At 44.5% G+C, this 20,310-nt stretch carries 17 protein-coding genes; 9 read left to right on the forward strand and 8 right to left on the reverse strand.

Annotated features, from left to right (window positions below; genetic code table 11):
* On the reverse strand, positions 1 to 861 hold an 861-nt coding region (locus tag B3014_RS11300; RefSeq protein WP_289286987.1), incomplete at its 3' end, for a SulP family inorganic anion transporter.
* 304 nt (positions 862 to 1,165) lie between these two features.
* Between B3014_RS11300 and lexA the strand changes: the two genes are divergently transcribed.
* Together lexA and B3014_RS11310 are read left to right on the forward strand one after the other, a co-directional pair.
* Positions 1,166 to 1,777, forward strand: coding sequence for a transcriptional repressor LexA (gene lexA, locus B3014_RS11305; RefSeq protein ID WP_286305153.1), 612 nt, complete (start codon positions 1,166 to 1,168; stop codon positions 1,775 to 1,777).
* A 3-nt stretch (positions 1,778 to 1,780) separates the two neighbouring features.
* Positions 1,781 to 3,013 (forward strand): DNA polymerase Y family protein, encoded by a 1,233-nt coding sequence (locus B3014_RS11310; RefSeq protein ID WP_289243816.1) that lies wholly within the window; start codon positions 1,781 to 1,783, stop codon positions 3,011 to 3,013.
* Between the two features lie 44 nt (positions 3,014 to 3,057).
* Here the strand turns inward: B3014_RS11310 and galU are convergent, their stop codons facing one another.
* The 5 genes from galU to dmeF form a co-directional block, all read right to left on the reverse strand.
* A complete protein-coding gene (gene galU, locus B3014_RS11315) occupies positions 3,058 to 3,912 on the reverse strand; it encodes a UTP--glucose-1-phosphate uridylyltransferase GalU (RefSeq protein WP_289243815.1) in 855 nt (284 codons plus the stop codon).
* A gap of 61 nt (positions 3,913 to 3,973) precedes the next feature.
* On the reverse strand, positions 3,974 to 5,728 hold the full coding sequence (locus tag B3014_RS11320) for a sugar phosphorylase (protein WP_289243814.1): 1,755 nt from the start codon (positions 5,726 to 5,728) through the stop codon (positions 3,974 to 3,976).
* A gap of 12 nt (positions 5,729 to 5,740) precedes the next feature.
* On the reverse strand, positions 5,741 to 6,964 hold the full coding sequence (locus B3014_RS11325) for a glycosyl transferase (RefSeq protein ID WP_289243813.1): 1,224 nt from the start codon (positions 6,962 to 6,964) through the stop codon (positions 5,741 to 5,743).
* On the reverse strand, positions 6,957 to 8,729 hold the full coding sequence (locus B3014_RS11330; protein WP_289243812.1) for an HAD-IIB family hydrolase: 1,773 nt from the start codon (positions 8,727 to 8,729) through the stop codon (positions 6,957 to 6,959). Before B3014_RS11330 ends, B3014_RS11325 begins: the two co-directional genes overlap by 8 nt.
* 120 nt (positions 8,730 to 8,849) lie before the next feature.
* Positions 8,850 to 9,785 carry a CDF family Co(II)/Ni(II) efflux transporter DmeF gene (dmeF, locus tag B3014_RS11335; RefSeq protein WP_286305147.1) on the reverse strand — a complete coding sequence of 312 codons (936 nt, stop codon included), beginning with the start codon at positions 9,783 to 9,785 and terminating at the stop codon, positions 8,850 to 8,852.
* A gap of 495 nt (positions 9,786 to 10,280) precedes the next feature.
* Here dmeF and B3014_RS11340 point away from each other — a divergent pair, with 495 nt between their 5' ends.
* The 5 genes from B3014_RS11340 to B3014_RS11360 are packed head-to-tail and all read left to right on the forward strand — an operon-like array spanning position 10,281 to position 16,295.
* Positions 10,281 to 10,772 carry a formate dehydrogenase subunit gamma gene (locus B3014_RS11340; RefSeq protein ID WP_289243811.1) on the forward strand — a complete coding sequence of 164 codons (492 nt, stop codon included), beginning with the start codon at positions 10,281 to 10,283 and terminating at the stop codon, positions 10,770 to 10,772.
* Positions 10,772 to 12,313: a formate dehydrogenase beta subunit gene (locus B3014_RS11345; protein ID WP_289243810.1), complete on the forward strand. Its 1,542-nt coding sequence runs from the start codon at positions 10,772 to 10,774 to the stop codon at positions 12,311 to 12,313. The genes B3014_RS11340 and B3014_RS11345 overlap by 1 nt, the downstream gene beginning before the upstream one ends.
* Before the next feature lie 10 nt (positions 12,314 to 12,323).
* On the forward strand, positions 12,324 to 15,197 hold the full coding sequence (fdhF, locus tag B3014_RS11350) for a formate dehydrogenase subunit alpha (protein WP_289243809.1): 2,874 nt from the start codon (positions 12,324 to 12,326) through the stop codon (positions 15,195 to 15,197).
* Positions 15,197 to 16,027, forward strand: coding sequence for a formate dehydrogenase accessory sulfurtransferase FdhD (gene fdhD, locus B3014_RS11355; RefSeq protein ID WP_289243808.1), 831 nt, complete (start codon positions 15,197 to 15,199; stop codon positions 16,025 to 16,027). The genes fdhF and fdhD overlap by 1 nt, the downstream gene beginning before the upstream one ends.
* Positions 16,028 to 16,040: 13 nt before the next feature.
* Positions 16,041 to 16,295, forward strand: a complete 255-nt coding sequence (locus tag B3014_RS11360) for a formate dehydrogenase subunit delta (protein WP_289243807.1) — start codon at positions 16,041 to 16,043, stop codon at positions 16,293 to 16,295.
* Positions 16,296 to 16,358: 63 nt separating this feature from the next.
* On the opposite strand, the gene B3014_RS11365 is transcribed toward B3014_RS11360, so the two are convergent.
* Complete coding sequence (locus tag B3014_RS11365; RefSeq protein ID WP_289243806.1) at positions 16,359 to 16,745, reverse strand: acyl-CoA thioesterase; 387 nt, start codon at positions 16,743 to 16,745, stop codon at positions 16,359 to 16,361.
* A gap of 105 nt (positions 16,746 to 16,850) precedes the next feature.
* On the opposite strand from B3014_RS11365, the gene B3014_RS11370 reads away from it, so the two are divergent.
* Together B3014_RS11370 and B3014_RS11375 are read left to right on the forward strand one after the other, a co-directional pair.
* Positions 16,851 to 18,605, forward strand: a complete 1,755-nt coding sequence (locus B3014_RS11370; protein WP_289243805.1) for a pyrroloquinoline quinone-dependent dehydrogenase — start codon at positions 16,851 to 16,853, stop codon at positions 18,603 to 18,605.
* A 105-nt stretch (positions 18,606 to 18,710) separates the two neighbouring features.
* Positions 18,711 to 19,400, forward strand: coding sequence for a class I SAM-dependent methyltransferase (locus tag B3014_RS11375; RefSeq protein ID WP_289243804.1), 690 nt, complete (start codon positions 18,711 to 18,713; stop codon positions 19,398 to 19,400).
* Here B3014_RS11375 and B3014_RS11380 read toward each other — a convergent pair.
* Positions 19,397 to 20,310, reverse strand: a 914-nt coding sequence (locus tag B3014_RS11380; protein ID WP_289286988.1) for a helicase-related protein, incomplete at its 5' end; no start/stop codon positions are given. The two genes, B3014_RS11375 and B3014_RS11380, sit on opposite strands and share 4 nt — an antisense overlap.

Consider the following 20,310-nt stretch of genomic DNA (forward strand, 5'->3'; position numbering starts at 1 on the left):
GGCACAACCGCCCATGCCGCCAAAAAAGCCTGTTACGGTGTTAGCGACACCTTGACCAATACATTCTTTATTTGGGCGGCCGGTTGTTTCTGTGATTTCATCAATGAGCGTGAGGGTTAGTAAGGACTCTGTTAAACCAATAAACGCTAAGATAAAGGAGTAGGGCGCGATAATCAGTAATGTTTCCATATTGAAGGGAACCATCGGAATACTGAACTCTGGAAGACCGCCGGCAATAGAAGCAATATCACCTACATTACGAATATCAAGATGCAGGCCAATTGCCACTAGAGTAACCACAATAATAGCGGCCAAAGAGGATGGGAAAGCTTTAGTTAACTTAGGCAAGAAATAGCTAATCGCCATGGTTAAAGCGACCAGACCTAACATCCACCATAATGGCTCACCTGACAACCATTGTTCTTCGCCATTTTCACCGGTGACTTTAAAGGCTTTGAGTTGGGCCAGAAAGATGACCATGGCGAGACCATTTACAAACCCCAACATAACCGGAAGTGGGACAATACGAATAAATTTACCCAACCGGAATACCCCAGCCAGGATTTGCAGAATGCCCATTAACACGACAGTGGCAAATAAATATTCCACACCGTGTTGTGCCACCAATGCCACCATAACAACCGCTAACGCGCCTGTCGCACCTGAAATCATACCTGGCCGGCCACCAATCGCCGCGGTGATAAGTCCGACAAGAAATGCAGCATATAAACCGACTAAAGGCTCAACACCAGCCACAAAGGCAAAAGCCACCGCTTCTGGCACAAGCGCTAAGGCAACAGTCAGTCCAGATAACACATCATTCTTTATGTTTTGTGGGCGTTTCAGTAACAGATTAAACATAGGATCCCTTTATAAACCAAACCGAGCTATGACTCATACACACCATGCATAGCAAGGTGCTAGCAGTAATTTATTTTGATTTTGACTGAGTCATGAGAGGTAAGCCTTCGATGGGAAAGGCTTGAAAAGGCGACAATTATCGCTGAAACACGGCATTAAGTCTAGTTATCCCTTGAATTTACTCCTTTAATAACAAAGATATAAGCTCGCCTTGTTCATGTGGATATGATTGAAAATAATACTTGCTGAAATGGAATAAATTCTCTATATTTTCTCTTCTCAATATTTTCTCTAAAAGGAAGAGATGATGCTGACCGAACGTGAACAAGATACATTGAATTTTATTCGTCAATACATAGATGAACAGGGACGTTCACCGCTGGTTTCTGAGATTGCCAAGGGCTTAGGGATAAAGTCTCAAGGCACAACCCATCGTTATATCCAGGCATTGGTGGATGCCGGACTTCTAGAGCGACATGTCGGAAGAACACGAGGACTGCACTTAACCGAGCAGCCTGACCCTGCTCCGCTGACATCCGTCACTTTGCCAGTAAAAGGAAAAATCGCCGCTGGCCGCTTAGTGGAAGCCATTGCTGATGAGTCTGAAATTGATTTGAGCGATATGTTTACTGGAAAGGGACGGTTTGTACTGAAAGTAAACGGTGACTCGATGATTGATAAGGCCATTATGTCGGGCGATTATGTCGTGGTGCAATCCCAGCCAACAGCACGTCATGGCGATATTGTTGTTGCTTTGGTGGATGGGTTTGATGCCACCCTGAAAACGCTGTTAATTAATAACGATGGCACCGTGACATTAATGCCTGCTAATGCTAATTATGAACCTGTCACCTTGCCTGCCAGTCGTGTACGGGTCCAAGGTGTAGTGGTCGGTCAGTTACGTACCTATCCTTAAATAATGACTATTGATGCCTTATCACCATGGCCACGCATGATCGCCTTAGTGGATATGGATTGTTTTTTTGCCCAAGTAGAGCAGATGGATAATGCTGATTGGTTCAAAAAGCCGGTAGCCGTAACCAATGGTCTTCAGGGAACGACGATTATTACCTGTTCCTATGAAGCCAGAGCATTTGGCGTACATACCGGAATGCGTTTGAAACAGGCCAGACAGTTATGTCCTGGCCTGATCCATGCGCCTTCACGGCCATATCGCTATGCTGAGTTATCAACACGCATCATGGAAGGCTTAATCGACATTACGCCGGATGTGGAAGTGTTCAGCGTAGACGAAGCTTTTTTGGATTTGACGCGTTGTCAGACTTTATACAAAGGCGCAATGAATATTGCTTATCTCATTAAGAGAAGAGTCTGGCAGGTTTCAGGTTTACGCTGTTCTGTTGGAGTGAGTGGAGACAAAACTACAGCGAAATTCGCTGCCAAAAAGGAAAAGCCTGATGGCATGACCGTGATTCATCCGGAAGAGGCTGCTGACGTGCTGGCTCCCGAACCTGTCACGGCGCTGAGTGGGATTAATAAGGGGATTGGTCGTTTTTTAGCGCATTATGGAGTGGAACGCTGTGGTGAAATGAAAAACATACCGATGAGCCTGTTATCAAAACGGTTTGGTCATTTAGGTCGGCGTATATGGCTCATGGCACAAGGACAAGATCCGGAGCGTCTGACGTTTAATGTGAAAGCACCTAAAACCATTGGTCATGGCAAGGTACTCCCGCCTGGCACCCATCAAAAAAATACGGTCTTGATCTATTTACAGCATATGGCAGAGAAAGTGGCAGCCAGGATGCGTTGTTTTCATTATCAGGCTGAATGTTTTTTTATTGGTTTAAAAACAGAGCGCGGATGGCTTAAAACCAAAGCCCATGCAGGTATCTATACCGATGATGGACACGTCATTTATCAGTTATGTAAAGCGTTTGTTGATTTTTATTGGGCGGGACAAGGTGTTTGGCAGGTACAGGTGACAGCCTTATCACCTCAACAAGGAAAACAATTAGATTTATTCGAGCAACCTGATTTACAAAGAGAACATATCAACCAGACCGTTGATAAAGTCAATTACCGGTACGGAGAGCTGACCTTGGCGCCTGCCAGACTCTTGCAGAAGTCTACTATGCCCAATGTTATTGCACCCGCCTGGAAACCCAAAGGACATCGAAAAACCATATAAAAAAGCCGGCGGGGAAGCCGGCTTTTTGAAGAGCGAATCAGTGTTTACTTTTTAGCATGATCACGCTGGTAGTAGTAGTTAGTCGCTTCAACAAAGCCATCAATACTACCGCAGTCAAAACGGTGACCTTTAAATTTGAGTGCCAAAACGCGTTTTTCTTTTGCCAGAGTACGGATAGCATCAGTGATTTGTACTTCACCATTGGCACCAGGCGCTGTTTTTTCAATGTATTCAAAGATATCAGGCGTTAATACGTAACGACCAATAATACCTAGCTGACTTGGCGCATCTTCAGGTTTTGGTTTTTCTACCATGTCATCGACTTCAAACAGACCATCTTCGATTTCACGGCCAGATATAACTCCGTAGCTGCTGATGTTATCGCCGGGTACTTCTTCAATAGCAATAACACTACAGTTATATTTTTCGTAGACTTCAACCAATTGGCCTAATGCACGTTTGCTTACATCTTCATCTGTACGGGCGCACAAGTCGTCAGCCAGGATAACGGCAAATGGTTCATCACCAATGATGGGTTGACCTGTCAAAATCGCATGGCCTAAGCCAAGCATTTCACGCTGTCTCATAAAGATGAAGTTACAGGTATCCATCACTTCACGAATATCTTCCAGATGTTTCTCTTTACTGGTACCACGGATTTGGTGTTCTAATTCGTAACTGGTGTCGAAATGATCAGCAATCGCACGTTTACCTCGACCAGTGATGAAACCTACTTCAGTGACGCCAGCCTCAATGGCTTCTTCGACACCATATTGAATAAGAGGCTTGTTAACGACAGGTAACATCTCTTTAGGCATGGCTTTGGTGGCTGGCAGGAATCGTGTGCCATAACCAGCTACAGGGAAAAGACATTTACGAATTTTTTTTACTGATTGCATTCATTAATCCTTATTTTTTATATAGCTTAGCTAAATGGTATGAAAGTCTGATGACAATACCTTAGCCATTTGTAATCCATAGTACTTGGTATGGCGCAACTGTAATCATGTCAGATGAACCATCTAGAATAACACCACTTATCAGGTCCCACCATCGGTCTGTAACAACCAGATTGAGGTTGGCAATACGAAGTGGTTGTTCGGTATCGCTGATATTGTAAATGCAGAAGATACTTTGTCTTCTGTCCATACTTTGTCGCCAAAACCCAAACAGTTTTTCACCAAGGTGCAGTGTAAACTGAGTGGCATTCGGATGAAAAGCCCGCTGTTGTTTTCTTAGATGTATCAGCTTCTTAAGTAATTCTGAAACTTGTGCATGTTGAGATGATGGCGTTGATAATTCGTTCATCAAGGAAGCTTCATCCCATTCATGACGATTAATCGAACGGTTTTGTTCCGTGTGTTCCAGCTTTTCTAAATCATTACTGGTAGCGAGCAAGCTATGAATATAAATGCCAGGAATACCTTCTAAAGCCAGCATGATGGCGTGAGCACAGATAAAACGGTCAATATTCCACTCATCTTTACCTGATGTTGTGCCTTGAAGTGCATCAAACAGTGAGATATTGATTTCATAAGGTTTTTTTACACCATTTTCGCCTTCCCGCCAGGAAATACGCCCACCAAATTGCTGCATAGTACTGATTAAAGAAGCAATCTCAGCTTCACTTAATAAGCCTTCAGCCGGCCTCAGGCCTATGCCGTCATGCGAAGCAATAAAGTTAAAGTATGCTGTCCCATGTTGTGCTGGCGGCATGCTCATCAACCACTGTTTTAAATAAAAACAGTCTCCAGTGACTAGCGTATTGACCAAAAGAGGCGGCAGCGAAAAATTGTAGATACAGTGAGCTTCATTAGCATTACCAAAATAACTCAGGTTTTCTCTGTTTGGGATATTAGTTTCAGTGATAATGATGGCATTTGGATCCACGTGTTGAATCAAACTTCGCATCAACCGGACTACTTCATGTGTTTCTGGAAGATTGAGGCAGTTTGTACCGATTTTTTTCCACAAGAAAGCCACCGCATCCAGCCGGAAAATATGCACTCCTTTATCCAGATAAAAGCGAACGATATTAATAAATTCTTTTAACACTTCAGGGTTACGGAAATCAAAATCCACCTGAGTATGACTGAAAGTGCACCAGACATATTGAGTGCCATCATGAGTTTCTGTTTCACGGAGCAAGGGGCTGGTTCTCGGTCTGACTACCTGACTGATGGGCGTGCTTGGTGACGTGGTGAAAAAATAGTCATGACCTGGACCATCACCTTTAATAAAGTTCTTAAACCAAGTGCCGCTGCTGGAACCATGATTGATAACAAGATCAGCCATCAGACGATAATCACTGGCAATGGCTTCAATGTCCTCCCAATCTCCCAGTGCTTTATTAACTTCATAATAATCCATGACGGCAAAGCCATCATCTGAGCAATATGGGAAAAATGGCAAGATATGCACGCCATTTATATAACCACTGATTTCATTATTAAGAAAACGATGCAGCGTTTTTAAAGGTGCTTCACCTTCTTTTTTTACACTATTACCGTAGGTAATAAGAACAATATCCGTTTGATCCCAGTTATTTTTATGCGCAATGCTTTCTTTGAAATCCTGATCTAACCGCATGATGCGGATAATGTCATCGCATAAGGTGTCTAGCGAAAAATCAGTAGAGGTCTCAGAATAAATAGCGTTGAGATGATGGAGAACTGTCTCTTTTAATCGTTGAAGTTGCTCATCATTGGGTGTCATTTTTGGTATCCCTTATGCAGAAAAATCCTGATAGTCAGCTTCAACAGCATCATAAATTCGTTCAAAAATATCTGGCAATGCACTCTGTACTCGGCTCCAGCTTGGCGTGAAGGGGACTTCCATTGGATTCTCCAGGAACATTTGACCTGCATCCATGATGTTTTTAGCAAACATTTCAACAGACTCTTCTTCCTGATGAATGTCGAAATGCAGGCCGTTCATCACTGCATCATTGTGGTAGGTTTCCACAAAATCGAGTGCGATACGGTAATAAGTCGCTTTTAGCGTTCGGAATGATTCAGGCGTGAATACCGTACCTTTCGTGGCTAGTTTTCTAAATAGCGATTTGGCAATGTCGATCGACATCTTTGATAAGCCGGCCTGCTGATCATCCGGTGATAATTCTTGATGCTTATGATCATAAACTTGGGCTACATCCACCTGACAGAGTCGATTATTGGCATAGTTACGATGCATCTCTGATAACACACCTATTTCCAGACCCCAGTCACTCGGGATACGAATATCAGATAATACATCGCGTCTGAATGAAAACTCACCGGCCAGCGGGTATCGGAAGCTATCCATATATTCCAGATAAGGCTGGTTACCGACGACCATCTTCAGTGCGCGGATAAGCGGCGTGACGAGTAAACGATTCACACGGCCATTTAGCTTTCCACTGGCCACGCGAGCGTAATAACCTTTACAAAACTCATAATTAAACATCGGGTTAGCGACAGGGTAGATTAAGCGTGCGAGTAAATCACTGGTGTAAGTCACTATGTCGCAATCATGCAGGGCAATTGATTCCGCTTTTCCAGAGGCAATGATATAGCCCATGCAATACCAGACATTACGACCTTTACCTTTTTCTTTTGGCGCGAGCCCCAGCGATTGCAGTTCTTCGTCAATCGCGGTGAGTCTCGGCCCATCATTCCATAAAATACGATGGTGCTGTGGCAAGGCCGAAAAGAAGTTAATGGCATGACGATATTGATCTTCATCCGCGCGATCCAGACCAATAACAATTTCAGATAAGTAAGGAACCGTTTTAAGCTGCTGAATAATATTAGGGAGCGCCTCACCTTCAAGCTCTGAAAAAAGGGAAGGGAGCAGTAATCCCATAGGTCTTTGTTTGCTAAATTGAACAAGATCGCTTTCGAGATCAGCTAAGTGGCGATCTGTTAAGTTATGAAGAGTAGTAATAATCCCATTCTGGTGAAAATCAGCCATGATTGCCTCGGGGTAAGTTAAATGAATCGGAATGCTGCTTTGCATCGATGATTTGAGTGACACCTTCAGCCCAACCTTTAGGGCCGAAAAAAGTGGACACAGTTAAGTTATCTGTTCTATCTATGTCTGGTAAACCATGAACAGGTGAGCGAATAAGCAAAGCGTAATCGGCTTGCTCTAGCATCGCTTTATCATTTTGACTGTCACCTATTCCCAGTGTCTGAATAATTTGCTGTGGTTGGGTTTGTTGGTAAACCGCGGTTAACCAGGCGAGTGCCTGACCTTTATCACATTGGCCCGAAACATGGATAAACCGTCCGCCTTCAAGAATATTGGCACCAAGTGCTGTCAGCTCAGTTATAAACTGGTGTTTGAGATTGCCGTTGCCATGCCATGACACAGGCTCACCAAACTCGCGTCTTGCAGCACAGGCAGCTGCATGGACATTAAGACCTGTCATCGCAATAATGCCATCAATACCTGCATCAGCGAATGTTTTAAATTCATGCTGATAAGCAGGACGAACCTGATCAATCAATGACTGCCAATGTTGTCGAGGCTGAACGAAACTTTTAACCCAATATTTCCCTCGTTTTTCAGTATCTTCTGGTTGCTGGTCAAAGTAACCTTCTGGAATATAGACAGCCGCACCATTCTCCACAATAAAAGGGTGATGGTTGCCAAGACTATCTCTTATGAGCTCCACTTCAGCCGCTGTTTTACTGGTAACAGGTATAACGGGAATCTGATTCTGCTCAAGTGCTGCGAGTGTCGGTATGGCTTCATCAAAATGATAATTATGATGATCAAGCAGAGTGCCATCCATATCGGTAAATACTAACCATTGATGGGGCGCATTGCTGCTTAGTTTGGTTGGTAGCGGTTGAGTGAGTTGGGTGATTTGGCGATTTTCATCAAGTTCGAATAAATAGTTCACTTTGTTTGGCAACGTGTTGAGTGTATTTTCGGTAATACGTTGATAATATTTGATAAAGCGTCCGACCGCTTTCTCATCCATAATTTGTGTGCTTGTCTGCTGCTCAGACAAGCTTGATTTTAATTTGTTTTCTTGCTCAAGCCGCCACTGATAGACACAGTCAAAAGAAGGGGCTTTGAGCATGATCCAGATATCAATCAGTTCAAACAGTTTTGGGTAAAACCTGGCTAATTGCTCATTCACATAACGTCGCCAGACTTGTGAGTCATCTTCGAACTCTTCCAAATCATTAATGGGCGCTTTAAGTAGACGATCATCCTGTGCTTCAGCTCCCAGGCACCAACCTTCAAAGATGATGACATCAACAGCTTGAGTAATGATTTCTTCTGACTCAGCAGGGGCCCGGTCGTCTTCTGCTTTATTAAATCGAGGAATGTTGACTGGAAATTGTTGGTTGATGAGCTGACTGATTGTTTTTCTAGCAAGAGCAATATCATGTGTGCCTGGTACACCACGAGTGGTTAGTAGAGGATGAATACCCTGGCCTAGCTGTATTCTTTCTTGACGAGTGAAATAAAAATCATCTAGTGATAAAGACACTACATTGAGTGAGTAGTGTTCTCTAAGGATATAAACAGCAAGTTGGGCCAGCGTACTTTTTCCTGAACCTTGTGCACCATTAATACCTACAGTGATTGTCCTTTTTGCACTTTTATGGTGCATCGATATTTCTTCAAGAACAGGTAAATACCATTGTTCTGCAAGCGCCTGATAACTATCAGGTAATCTATGTTTTTGAAGAAAGTCGCTGATGTCGATGTTCAGCATATCCATATCTCTCGGCTGTCATTAACGGGTGATAGATAGCCTGATGCAGTATTCATACCGCCAATTCAAAAAACGAGGAACATACTGCTTTTTTTGTGGAAAAGTACCGCAAATCAGCGGTTAGTGATCATCACTTTTTTGATGATATTGATTCACTTCAATCGTAATGTGTGACAAACGATCAAATTCATTCAGTAGTGATTTGTAATGCTGAGTGGGTTTGGGCTCAGATGTCGCAATAGAAATAATGGCAGCAAAATGCTCAGCACTCACATGCCAGATGTGGAAATCGACAATATGATTGTCCGCATCATTCTCTATACGATCCTGAATGGCCTGACTGTAGCCCTGCTCAATGCTGCCATCCAGTAATATCGGACTGGTCTCTTTGATTAAGCCAACAGCCCAGACACTGATGATGACAGCACCGACAATGCCCATTAAGGCATCCAGCCACATCCAATTAAGAAGCATTGCACCAATAAGCGCGATGATGGCCAAAATGGACGTTAGCGCATCTGCTAAAACGTGCATATAAGCGGCTTTTAAATTGTGATCATGGTGGTGATGGTGATGACTTGCGTGGCTATGACTGTGCGCGTGATTATCTTTCAGTATTAAAGCACTGATGAGGTTAACGATAAGACCTATGATGGCGACAAGGATTGCTGCACTGAATTCGATTTGATGCGGATTGACTAATCGTTCTACTGATTCTATTAACATCATCAAAGCGACGACGCCTAGAGCAATAGCGCTGGCAAAGCCGCCCAATACACTGACTTTTCCTGTACCAAAAGCAAATGCAGCATTCGTTTTGTTTTTCGATGCGTAAGAATAAGCAAACAAGGTAATGAGAAAGGCCACGGCATGTGTGGCCATATGCCAGCCATCAGCTAGTAAGGCCATAGAGCCAAAAAGTGTGCCTGCAATAATTTCCACGAGCATGGTGATTATCGTGAGAGCAAGAACATAGCGTGTGCGTTTTTCAGCATGTGGATTTATCGTGACAAAGTCATGATCTTGCTGAAGTTCTTCAATTGTGCGCTGGTGCATAGAAATCTGAGGGCAATTTTTGATGAATTGTCCGCTATGCTAACAGAACTGATGAGAGAAAATGAGCCCAAAAAAAGGGGTGAACATTTGTTCACCCCAAGGCTCAGCACGTAGACAAGAGAGAAATACAAACAAAATGCAGCTGAAATGTTGTTTGTAATTAGTATAAAGCATCAAGTGTGCCAGATTTTATTATTAATAATAATCAATAGTTTATATATTTTTGGGGTTTTGTGGATGTCGTTTATGCACATCCTTGGTGCAAACAAATGGCTGTTTGCACTTAATTCGGCCTTGGCAAGAAATAAGGAAATTTTATGCCTTTGTTCTGGTCATATTCTTATAAAAAACAAAAGGTGATTCACAGTTTTTAAATATGACTCAAAATGCATATTTTTATCGTGCAATCTCTATGCTAATGTCTTGTCAATAATAAAAATAAGATAATTTAAATATGCGTGTTTGTGCATATTTCAGATAACGGAGAGAGAAAAAATGACAGTTGGAAAAGAATGGACGGAGCAGTCTATTCAGCGAATCATTGATGGGCTTAAGCACAAGCCTGGTGCGATGCTACCCATCTTGCATGCCATTCAGAATGAAATTGGTTATATCCCTGAAAAGGCTGTTGCGCAAATTGCTGAGTCCTTATTGCAAACACGTGCAGAAGTTCATGGGGTGATCAGTTTTTATCACCACTTCAGAACGACACCTCCTGGCAAACATACAATAGAAATATGTCGTGCCGAGGCCTGTCAGGCGATGGGGTGTCGGTCCCTGGAAGCACATGCCAAACAATCCCTTGGTATTGATTACCACCAAACTACGGCGAACAGACAGTTCTCATTAGAGCCAGTATATTGTTTAGGTAACTGTGCTACCGGCCCATCTATAAGAATTGATGATGATATTCATGGTCGTGTCAGCCTGGATCGGTTTGATGAACTAGTGGCTTCCCATCAGCAAGATATGAAGGAGGTCGGCTAATGAGTCAGCGTATTTATATCCCTTGCGACACAACCGCACTCTCCTTGGGAGCCGATCAAATAGCTGAAGCTGTTCAGCAAGAAATTGAACAACGCGGCCTGGACGCGACAATTGTTCGAAATGGCAGCCGTGGCATGCTCTGGCTTGAACCGCTTGTTGAAGTAGATACTGCACAAGGCCGGGTTGGTTATGGTGCAGTTAGTGCTCAGCAAGTATCAGCCTTATTTGATACTGGCATGCTCGATGGTAATCAACAGCACGAGAGTTGCATCGGTCTGGTTGAAGAGCATCCCTTCCTTAAAAAACAACAAAGACTGACCTTTGCCCGTTCTGGCATTACCGATCCCATTTCCATCGAAGACTACATTGCTCTGGATGGTTTTAACGGTCTAAAAAATGCCATCGCAATGCAACCTCAGAATATTGTTGATGAAGTTAAAACCTCAGGCCTGCGTGGTCGTGGTGGTGCCGCTTTCCCTACAGGGATTAAGTGGCAAACCGTTTTAGATACCCCATCTGAACAAAAATATATTGTTTGTAACGCCGATGAAGGTGACTCGGGCACCTTTGCCGATCGTCTGGTGATGGAATGCGATCCTTTCATGCTCATTGAAGGCATGACCATTTCTGGTCTGGCGGTACACGCAACACAGGGTTACATCTATCTTCGTTCAGAATACCCAGTAGCCCATAAGTTACTGAACGAGGCGATCGAACGCGCTTATAAAGCCGGATATCTGGGTGAAGACATTCTCGGCTCGGGCAAACGATTTGATTTAGAGGTGCGACTGGGTGCAGGCGCTTATATCTGTGGTGAAGAGACTTCTTTATTAGACAGCCTCGAAGGCAAACGTGGTCTAGTCAGAGCCAAGCCACCATTGCCAGCAATTGTCGGTCTATTCGGACAACCGACAGTAGTGAATAACGTACTTTCATTTGCTGCTGTGCCTTACATTTTGGATAAAGGTGGTCAGTCTTATGCTGACTATGGCATGGGACGCTCTCGCGGCACATTACCTTTGCAACTGGCAGGTAATGTAAAACAAGGAGGGCTGGTTGAACTGGCTTTCGGTATCAGTCTGCGTGAATTAATGGAAGATTTTGGCGGTGGTACGCTGACCGGTAAACCATTGAAAGCGGTTCAAGTCGGTGGGCCATTAGGCGCTTATCTACCAGCAAGCCAATGGGATACACCTGTTGATTATGAAGAGTTCGCTGCCGTTGGTGCCGTATTAGGACATGGTGGTGTCGTGATGTTTGACGAAACCGTGGATATGGGAGAACAAGCCCGTTTTTCAATGGAATTTTGTAAAGTCGAGTCTTGTGGCAAATGTACGCCATGTCGAATCGGCTCCACACGTGGTGTAGAAGTGATTGACCGCATACGCAGTGGTGAAAATGCTAACGCGAATTGGGTCTTACTCGAAGACCTGTGCGAAACCATGATAGACGGCTCTCTTTGCGCTATGGGAGGAATGACACCATTCCCTGTCCAGAGCGTGATGAAATATTTCCCAGAAGAACTCAGCGCAGCGCGCTAGGAGTGACGACATGAGAATTGAAACATTTAATCCAAATAAAGACTACGGTACACCAGCTCGTGTATCGGAGACCTTAGTAACAGTAGAAATTGATGGCGTGGAAATCACGGTTCCAGAAGGAACGTCAGTGATGCGTGCCGCTTCATTAGCGAATATCAATATTCCAAAATTATGTGCCACCGACAATCTGGAATCCTTTGGTTCCTGTCGTTTATGTGCTGTTCAAATTGAAGGGCGACGTGGTTACCCAGCTTCGTGTACAACAACTGTTGATGAAGGCATGAAAGTTACCACGCAAAACAGCAAGTTAGCGAAATTACGCAGAAATGTGATGGAGCTGTACATCTCGGACCATCCTCTGGACTGTTTGACTTGCCCTGCCAACGGTAACTGTGAACTACAGGACATGGCCGGTGATGTAGGGCTGCGTGAAGTACGTTATGGCTATCAAGGTGAAAACCATCTGGATAGTGAAAAAGACAATTCCAATCCGTATTTCAGTTTTGATCCAAGCAAATGTATCGTTTGTTCACGTTGTGTTCGTGCCTGTGAAGAAGTACAGGGCACCTTCGCTTTAACCATTGATGGTCGTGGTTTTGATTCGAAAGTGGCTGCGGGTCAAGATGAAGACTTTATGGATTCAGAGTGTGTGTCTTGTGGTGCCTGTGTGCAGGCATGCCCAACGTCCACACTGATGGAAAAAAGCATTATTGAAATGGGCCAACCTGAACACAGTGTTGTCACTACATGTGCCTATTGCGGTGTCGGTTGCTCATTCAAAGCAGAAATGAAAGGCGATCAGGTTGTTCGCATGGTGCCTTATAAAGGCGGTGATGCGAACCATGGTCACTCTTGTGTAAAAGGCCGTTTTGCCTTTGGTTATGCGACACATAAAGACCGCATTAAAGCGCCAATGATTCGTGAGTCAATCACAGAGCCTTGGCAGGAAGTCAGCTGGGAAGAAGCGATTAACTTTGCAGCGACGCGTTTAAAAGATATTCAAGCGAAATATGGTCGTGAAAGTGTCGGGGGTATTACCTCATCACGTTGTACTAACGAAGAAAGTTATCTGGTTCAAAAATTAGTTCGTGCGGCGTTTGGTAATAACAACACCGATACCTGTGCACGCGTATGTCACTCACCGACTGGTTATGGTTTGAAAGTCACCATGGGTGAATCAGCGGGTACGCAGAACTTTGATTCTGTGATGAAATCTGATGTCATTATGGTTATCGGTGCTAACCCAACAGATGCGCATCCGGTGTTTGGTTCTTTAATGCGTCGTCGTCTGCGTGAAGGGGCTGATCTGATTGTGGCCGATCCACGTCATATTGATTTGCTAAAAACACCACATCTGAAAAAAGCACAGCATTTAGCCTTACGTCCTGGTTCTAACGTGGCATTGGTCAATGCAATTGCCCATGTTGTGGTCACAGAAGGCCTGGAAGACAGAGCGTTTGTTGAAAAACGTTGTGATATGGAAAGCTATGAAAAATGGCGTGAGTTCATTCGTGATGAACGTCATTCACCTGAAGCGGTTGAAGCAACAACAGGTGTTGCGGCAGACAAAGTGCGTCAAGCGGCCAGAACTTACGCGACAGCGAAGAACGGTGCGATTTACTACGGTCTTGGTGTCACCGAACATAGCCAAGGTTCAACCATGGTTATGGGTATTGCTAACCTCGCCATGGCAACGGGTAATATCGGTCGTGAAGGTGTGGGTGTTAACCCATTACGTGGTCAGAATAATGTGCAAGGTTCATGTGATATGGGCTCGTTCCCACATGAGCTGCCAGGTTATCAGCACGTTTCAGATGACACAGCACGCACACACTTCGAATCAGTCTGGGGTGTGAAACTGGATAATGAGCCAGGCCTGCGTATTCCAAACATGTTTGATTCAGCCATTGCTGGCGAATTTAAAGCCTTATATGTTCAGGGTGAGGATATTGCTCAGTCTGATCCTGGCACACAACATGTTGAAAAAGCCTTACGTTCTTTAGAGTGCTTGATTGTCCAAGATCTGTTCCTGAATGAAACAGCCAAGTTTGCTCATGTGTTATTGCCGGGCTCTTCATTCCTGGAGAAAAACGGTACCTTTACGAATGCGGAGCGTCGTATCAACCGTGTACGTAAAGTGATGCCTGCATTAGCCGGTAAGGAAGACTGGGAAATCACAGTCGATTTATCGAATGCTCTGGGTTATCCAATGCATTACAACCATCCATCAGAAATTATGGATGAAATTGCCTCGCTGACACCAACCTTTACCGGTGTGAACTATGATCGTCTTGACGAGTTGGGCAGTATTCAATGGCCATGTAATGATGAAAATCCAGTCGGTATGCCAACCATGCATGTGGATGACTTCCCGATTGGTAAAGGTCGTTTCAGTGTCACAGAGTATGTAGCAACGGATGAACGTACTAACAGTCGTTTCCCATTATTACTGACGACAGGTCGTATCTTGTCTCAATACAATGTGGGCGCTCAAACACGTCGTACAGAGAATCAGGCCTGGCATGATGAGGATGTGTTGGATATTCATCCATCTGATGCTGAAGTGCGTGGTATTAAGGAAAACGATTGGTTAGGTATCACCAGCCGGGCCGGACAAACGGTATTGCGTGCTCGCATTACCGATAAAGTCCTACCGGGCGTCGTGTACACCACATTCCATCATCCTGGAAGTGGTGCCAACGTCATTACCACTGACAACTCTGACTGGGCGACGAACTGTCCTGAATATAAAGTGACAGCCGTTCAGGTTGAGAGAGTCAGCCAACCTTCAGAGTGGCAGCAAAACTTCAAATCATTTGAAGCGTTGCAGATGAAACTACTGAAAGGGGCAGACACCGCTCATTCAGAGGTAGAAGCTGAGTAATGACAGGCGTTGATAAAACGACAGTTGATGTTGAGGTAGCCGTTCATAAAGATGAATCGGCTACCCAATATCAGCATGACGATATTGCTGTTGAAACACCTGTTGCTCTGGTTTACAACACGATTTCTCATGCGGTGATGATGGCGACACCGGCCGATTTGGCTGACTTTGCTCTGGGGTTTAGTTTGACCGAGGATATTGTGGATAACGCCGAACAGGTCAGCCATATTCATGTGCAGTCAAACAGTAATGGCATCAGCGTTCGTTTGATGATTGATGATGAAAAGTTTGATGCCTTACGTGAACGTCGACGCAGCTTAGTCGGCCGAACCGGCTGTGGTTTATGTGGTGTTGAATCACTCAAACAAGCTATCCGACCGATCCAGCCTGTTCAGTCGGTGCAAGTTTCAGATGATGTGATTCAGATTGGATTGAATAACATCAAACAACATCAACAGCTGCAACAAGTGACAGGGGCAACTCATGCTGCTGCCTGGTGTGATCTTGAAGGTAATATCATACTGACAAGAGAAGATGTCGGCCGACACAATGCACTCGATAAATTAATCGGTGGACATGTTAAAGCCGGCTTATCACCACACGAAGGGTTTGTATTGGTCACCAGTCGTGCCAGCTATGAGATGGTGCAAAAAGCAGCCAGTGCCGGTTTTGGTTGTCTGGTAGCGGTCTCGGCACCAACTTCACTTGCAATTGAGCAAGCCCAGCAGGTTGGTTTGAAACTGGTTGGCTTTGCCCGTTCTGGTCGTCATGTCATTTATCACGATCCGTTTACTCAACATGATCACGAAACAGCCCGCAGGGCAATGTAAGGAAAGTAACAAAATGAGTCATAGTCCGGTTGAAACTTTGATCAAAATGATTAACCAAATCGCGGCAAACAATCGCGCTTATGAAGACAAAGAGGCAGCAGAACGTGTTGCCAGTCATATCAAACGCTTTTGGGCCAGAAAAATGAAAGAAGATTTAGTGGAATATCTGGATGCCGGTGGTACTGAGCTTGATCCCATCGCGAAAGACGCGGCAGAGCAGGTGAAAAGTGGTATGCAACAAGCCGCTGCTACCAAGCAAGCTGTCTGATTGAACTTATCATCTTAAACATCAATATAAGGCCGTTAAGGCCTTATATTTTATGTAGCGATCTTATTCCTGTGTAATAGCGGCTGGCTGGCGGTTTTCATCAATATGCACATAGACAATGTCAGCTTCCGCCACCTTCATTGTTGTTTCTTTTTTTCCATCACGACGTTCAATTAATACTGTCACCTTCACCGTAATAGAAGATGTGCCAATACGCATGGTATCCGCATAAATACTGACAATATCAGCAACCAGCACAGGCGCAATAAACTGAAAATTATTGACGGCGACAGTCACAACCCGACCGCCGGCAATTCGATGAGCGTAAATCCCACCGGCGATATCACATTGTGACATTAACCAACCACCAAAAATATCACCAGCGATATTCACATCACTGGGCCTGGCCATAATCCGTAAAACTGCATGTTTATCTTGTGGTAATTCCATTGCCAATCCTTAAACGAAAAATGATTTTTATCGAGAGTTGTTATAACAAAAATACAAGGACTTCTCATGTATAGTGACTTTTACTTAGCACAGTAAATGGAGCGGATGATGAAATTAAGACAGCTTTGTATCGTCGTTATTTTCAGTTTAGTAGCTGTCCAAGCCCATGCTGAAGATAATCAATGGCCAGTGTTTGGTGGTAACCAATGGCATCAAAGACATTCACCGCTCACACAAATCAATCAAGATACGATCCAGAATTTACAACCAGCATGGCAATATCAAAGTGGTGTTAAAGCCACATTTCAGGCAACGCCGATTGTCAAAGATAAAGTCATGTATTTGTCCTTACCGTTTAACGACGTGGTGGCATTAGATGCCAAAACCGGACAACAAATATGGCGTTACCATCATGAACGAATCATATCGCGGGAAATGTGTTGTGGTCCCGCTAACCGTGGTGTTGCTGTTGATGAGTTTCGTGTTTATATGGGCACAGTAGATGGTCGGTTAATTGCGTTAGATCGCCAAACTGGCAAGCTTGCCTGGGACAGAGATGTCACGATGGGCGAGAGTGGTATTCAGGAAGATATTAATACGCTGGGAGATGAGACCAAAGGCACAGTATCGGGTAAGTCCGGTGCCGGTATCAATATGGCACCCATGGTGTACAAAGGCCAGGTCATTATTGGAATAACAGGTGTAGGTTATGGCTTACATATCGACTCGCCAGACGTTAATGCACCATTAGGTGCTGTGGTGGGCATTGCTGGTGAGTATGGACGCAGAGGATTTCTCGCTGCCTATGATGCTGATACCGGAAATCCTTTGTGGCAGTTCGATACTATTCCCGAACGCAATTGGGAAGGGGAGTTTGTTACTACAACGCCTGCAGGAGAAACCTTGCCCAGAGATATCAACAAAGAAAAAGCCATGCTGGCAGCACATCCAGATGCATGGCGTTATGGTGGTGGCTCTGCCTGGAGCACGCCAGCCATAGATGTCGATACGGATACGCTGTTTTTTGGCACCGGTAATCCATCCCCACAGATGGAAGATTCATCACGACCTGGAGATAATCTCTACACATCCTCTATCGTCGCCTTAGATGCCATGACAGGTAAAGTGAAATGGTATTTTCAACAAGTCCCCCATGATCTATGGGGATATGATGTGGCCAGTCCGCCGGTATTATTCACTGTAGACAGGGATGGCAAACAGATTAAAGCGCTGGGGCAGGCGGGAAAAACTGGTTGGTTTTATGTGTTAAATCGCAATACCGGCAAACTGTTATTCAGAAGCGAAGCTTATGTACCGCAACAGAATATGTTCAAACTGCCTAGTGAAGAGGGCACGGTTATCTACCCAGGTGTGCTTGGCGGCTCGAATTGGTCACCTGTTTCGGTTGACCAACAACGTGGACTCGCTTTTATCGCTGGTATTCACTGGCCCATAAGTTATCGCTTGCATCAAATGGATGCTAGCGATGGTGAGTCTGGGGTGAAATATTCGTCTATGTCGCCTATGAATGATGTTGAGCACTATGGTCTATTAACGGCCATGGATATCAATACTGGCCAAATTCTGTGGCAGCACAAAACACCAAATCCATTATTAGGTGGTGTGCTCAGCACGGCTGCCGGTCTCGTTTTTACTGGTGAAGGCGATGGTCGGTTATTAGCCTTTGATGCCGTCTCAGGTGAACTCTTATGGCAAGGTCACTCTGAAGCCGGTGTGAACGCCCCACCTATCAGTTATGAGATTGATGGCAAGCAGTATATTGCCGTTGCCAGTGGTGGCAATAAATTATTCGGATATACAACGGGTGATTATATGAAAGTATGGGCTTTAAAGGATTAGAGTGTCAGCGAGTTAACAGCTCGCAGCAATATTAAAAAATGGTTAAGTCTTTTTTAAGACTTGTTGACCATACTCCATCTCATTCCACATGACGTAGGTGATGAGATGACAACAGAGTCGAAAACAGACCTTGAGTTTTCAGGTAAATACGATGATACACACGCGAGAGCGTATTTTGAAAAACATCAGGATGGTTTATGGCGTCAATTATCTAATTGGCGTGATCACCAAGTGGCCAGAAAAGCCCTGAGCTTAGCTGGTGAGCCCCAGACTGTATTAGACGTACCTTGTGGTACAGGACGTTTCTGGTCCTTATTATGCGAACAACCACAACGCCAGATTTTTGCCAGTGATTACAGTCAGCATATGATCAATACTGGCATGCGCTATCGTGATAAAGCCATTACCGATCGGGTCGAAACCTTCCAATCATCGGCATTTAGTTTAGATGTGCCTGATAATTTCGTAGAAAATATTTTCTGTATTCGTCTTATTCATCACATTGGTGATGCACAAGATCGACTGGCATTGCTAAAAGAGTTTCACCGAGTCACGCAAAAAACCGTGATTATCTCGCTGTGGGTGGATGGTAACTTTAAAGCCTGGCGTCGTAAAAAGCTGGAGAAAAAACGCCATGCAAGAGATTACCAAAACCGTTTTGTGATTAATCAGCAAACGATTGAAAATGAATTCCAGCAGAGTGGTTTTAAGGTAAAAGCCGCCCTCGACTTTTTACCGAAATATGCGATGTGGCGTACTTATGTCCTTGAAAAGCAAGACTCTGTATTGGCTTAACGAATTTGTCTGGCGCGAACAGAGCGGCCTTTCACTTTGCCTTTAGCTAAGTAATTCATGGCTTGTCTAAGGGCACTTTGTTCAACGGCCACATAGCTAGACATATCGCGAATATCAATCTTGCCTATTTGCTGACCGTTTAAACCGGCATCACCCGTCAATGCACCTAAAATATCACCAGGCCGTATTTTATTTTTACGACCACTATCCAGTTGGATGGTGGTCATTTTGCCTTGTAGTGTGAAGCCTGAGTCTGGCTTGAGTTTTGATATGTTGCCGTAATTCACTGGTTCGGACTTATAGTTTTCGATGGCGACAACACGTGGTGCATCAGCGGGTGTGACAATACTCATTGCCATGCCTTTTTCACCGGCACGACCCGTGCGGCCGATACGATGCACATACACTTCCGGATCACGTGGTAATTCATAGTTAATCACCATTTCCAGAGCGGCGATATCTAGGCCTCTGGCCGCAACATCGGTCGCCACCAACACTGGGCAACTATTATTGGCAAAGCGAATCAGTGCCTGATCGCGATCGCGTTGTTCAAGATCACCATGGATAGCCGCCGCTTGTATTTGTTGGCTGGATAACCACTGAGCCACTTCATCACACTGCTTTTTGGTATGACAAAAGATAACTGCATTATTCGGTTTATAGTGTTGAATCAGCTTGATTAGCGTCTCATCACGTGCATGTTTATTAACATCAAAAAACAGCTGTTCAATAACGTCTTGCTTATGTTCAGAGACAACCTTTACTGATACTGGTGACGTTTGGATGGATTCACTCATCTGCTGAATCGTGTCAGGATAGGTGGCAGAGAACAGAGCGGTCTGACGCGATTCTGGTGTTTGATCAATGATGTGGTGAATCACTTCAGCAAAGCCCATATCCAACATACGAT

The organism is Methylophaga sp. UBA678 (assembly GCF_002299105.1).
GTDB lineage: Bacteria > Pseudomonadota > Gammaproteobacteria > Nitrosococcales > Methylophagaceae > Methylophaga > Methylophaga marina.

Coding starts and splice junctions, on each gene's coding strand:
- B3014_RS11370 (WP_289243805.1), top strand. CDS start 16,851: ATGATGAAATTAAGACAGCTTTGTATCGTCGTTATTTTCAGTTTAGTA.
- B3014_RS11360 (WP_289243807.1), top strand. CDS start 16,041: ATGAGTCATAGTCCGGTTGAAACTTTGATCAAAATGATTAACCAAATC.
- lexA (WP_286305153.1), top strand. CDS start 1,166: ATGATGCTGACCGAACGTGAACAAGATACATTGAATTTTATTCGTCAA.
- B3014_RS11375 (WP_289243804.1), top strand. CDS start 18,711: ATGACAACAGAGTCGAAAACAGACCTTGAGTTTTCAGGTAAATACGAT.
- B3014_RS11345 (WP_289243810.1), top strand. CDS start 10,772: ATGAGTCAGCGTATTTATATCCCTTGCGACACAACCGCACTCTCCTTG.
- fdhF (WP_289243809.1), top strand. CDS start 12,324: ATGAGAATTGAAACATTTAATCCAAATAAAGACTACGGTACACCAGCT.
- B3014_RS11340 (WP_289243811.1), top strand. CDS start 10,281: ATGACAGTTGGAAAAGAATGGACGGAGCAGTCTATTCAGCGAATCATT.
- dmeF (WP_286305147.1), bottom strand. CDS start 9,785: ATGCACCAGCGCACAATTGAAGAACTTCAGCAAGATCATGACTTTGTC.
- B3014_RS11325 (WP_289243813.1), bottom strand. CDS start 6,964: ATGGCTGATTTTCACCAGAATGGGATTATTACTACTCTTCATAACTTA.
- B3014_RS11320 (WP_289243814.1), bottom strand. CDS start 5,728: ATGACACCCAATGATGAGCAACTTCAACGATTAAAAGAGACAGTTCTC.
- fdhD (WP_289243808.1), top strand. CDS start 15,197: ATGACAGGCGTTGATAAAACGACAGTTGATGTTGAGGTAGCCGTTCAT.
- B3014_RS11330 (WP_289243812.1), bottom strand. CDS start 8,729: ATGCTGAACATCGACATCAGCGACTTTCTTCAAAAACATAGATTACCT.
- galU (WP_289243815.1), bottom strand. CDS start 3,912: ATGCAATCAGTAAAAAAAATTCGTAAATGTCTTTTCCCTGTAGCTGGT.
- B3014_RS11310 (WP_289243816.1), top strand. CDS start 1,781: ATGACTATTGATGCCTTATCACCATGGCCACGCATGATCGCCTTAGTG.
- B3014_RS11365 (WP_289243806.1), bottom strand. CDS start 16,745: ATGGAATTACCACAAGATAAACATGCAGTTTTACGGATTATGGCCAGG.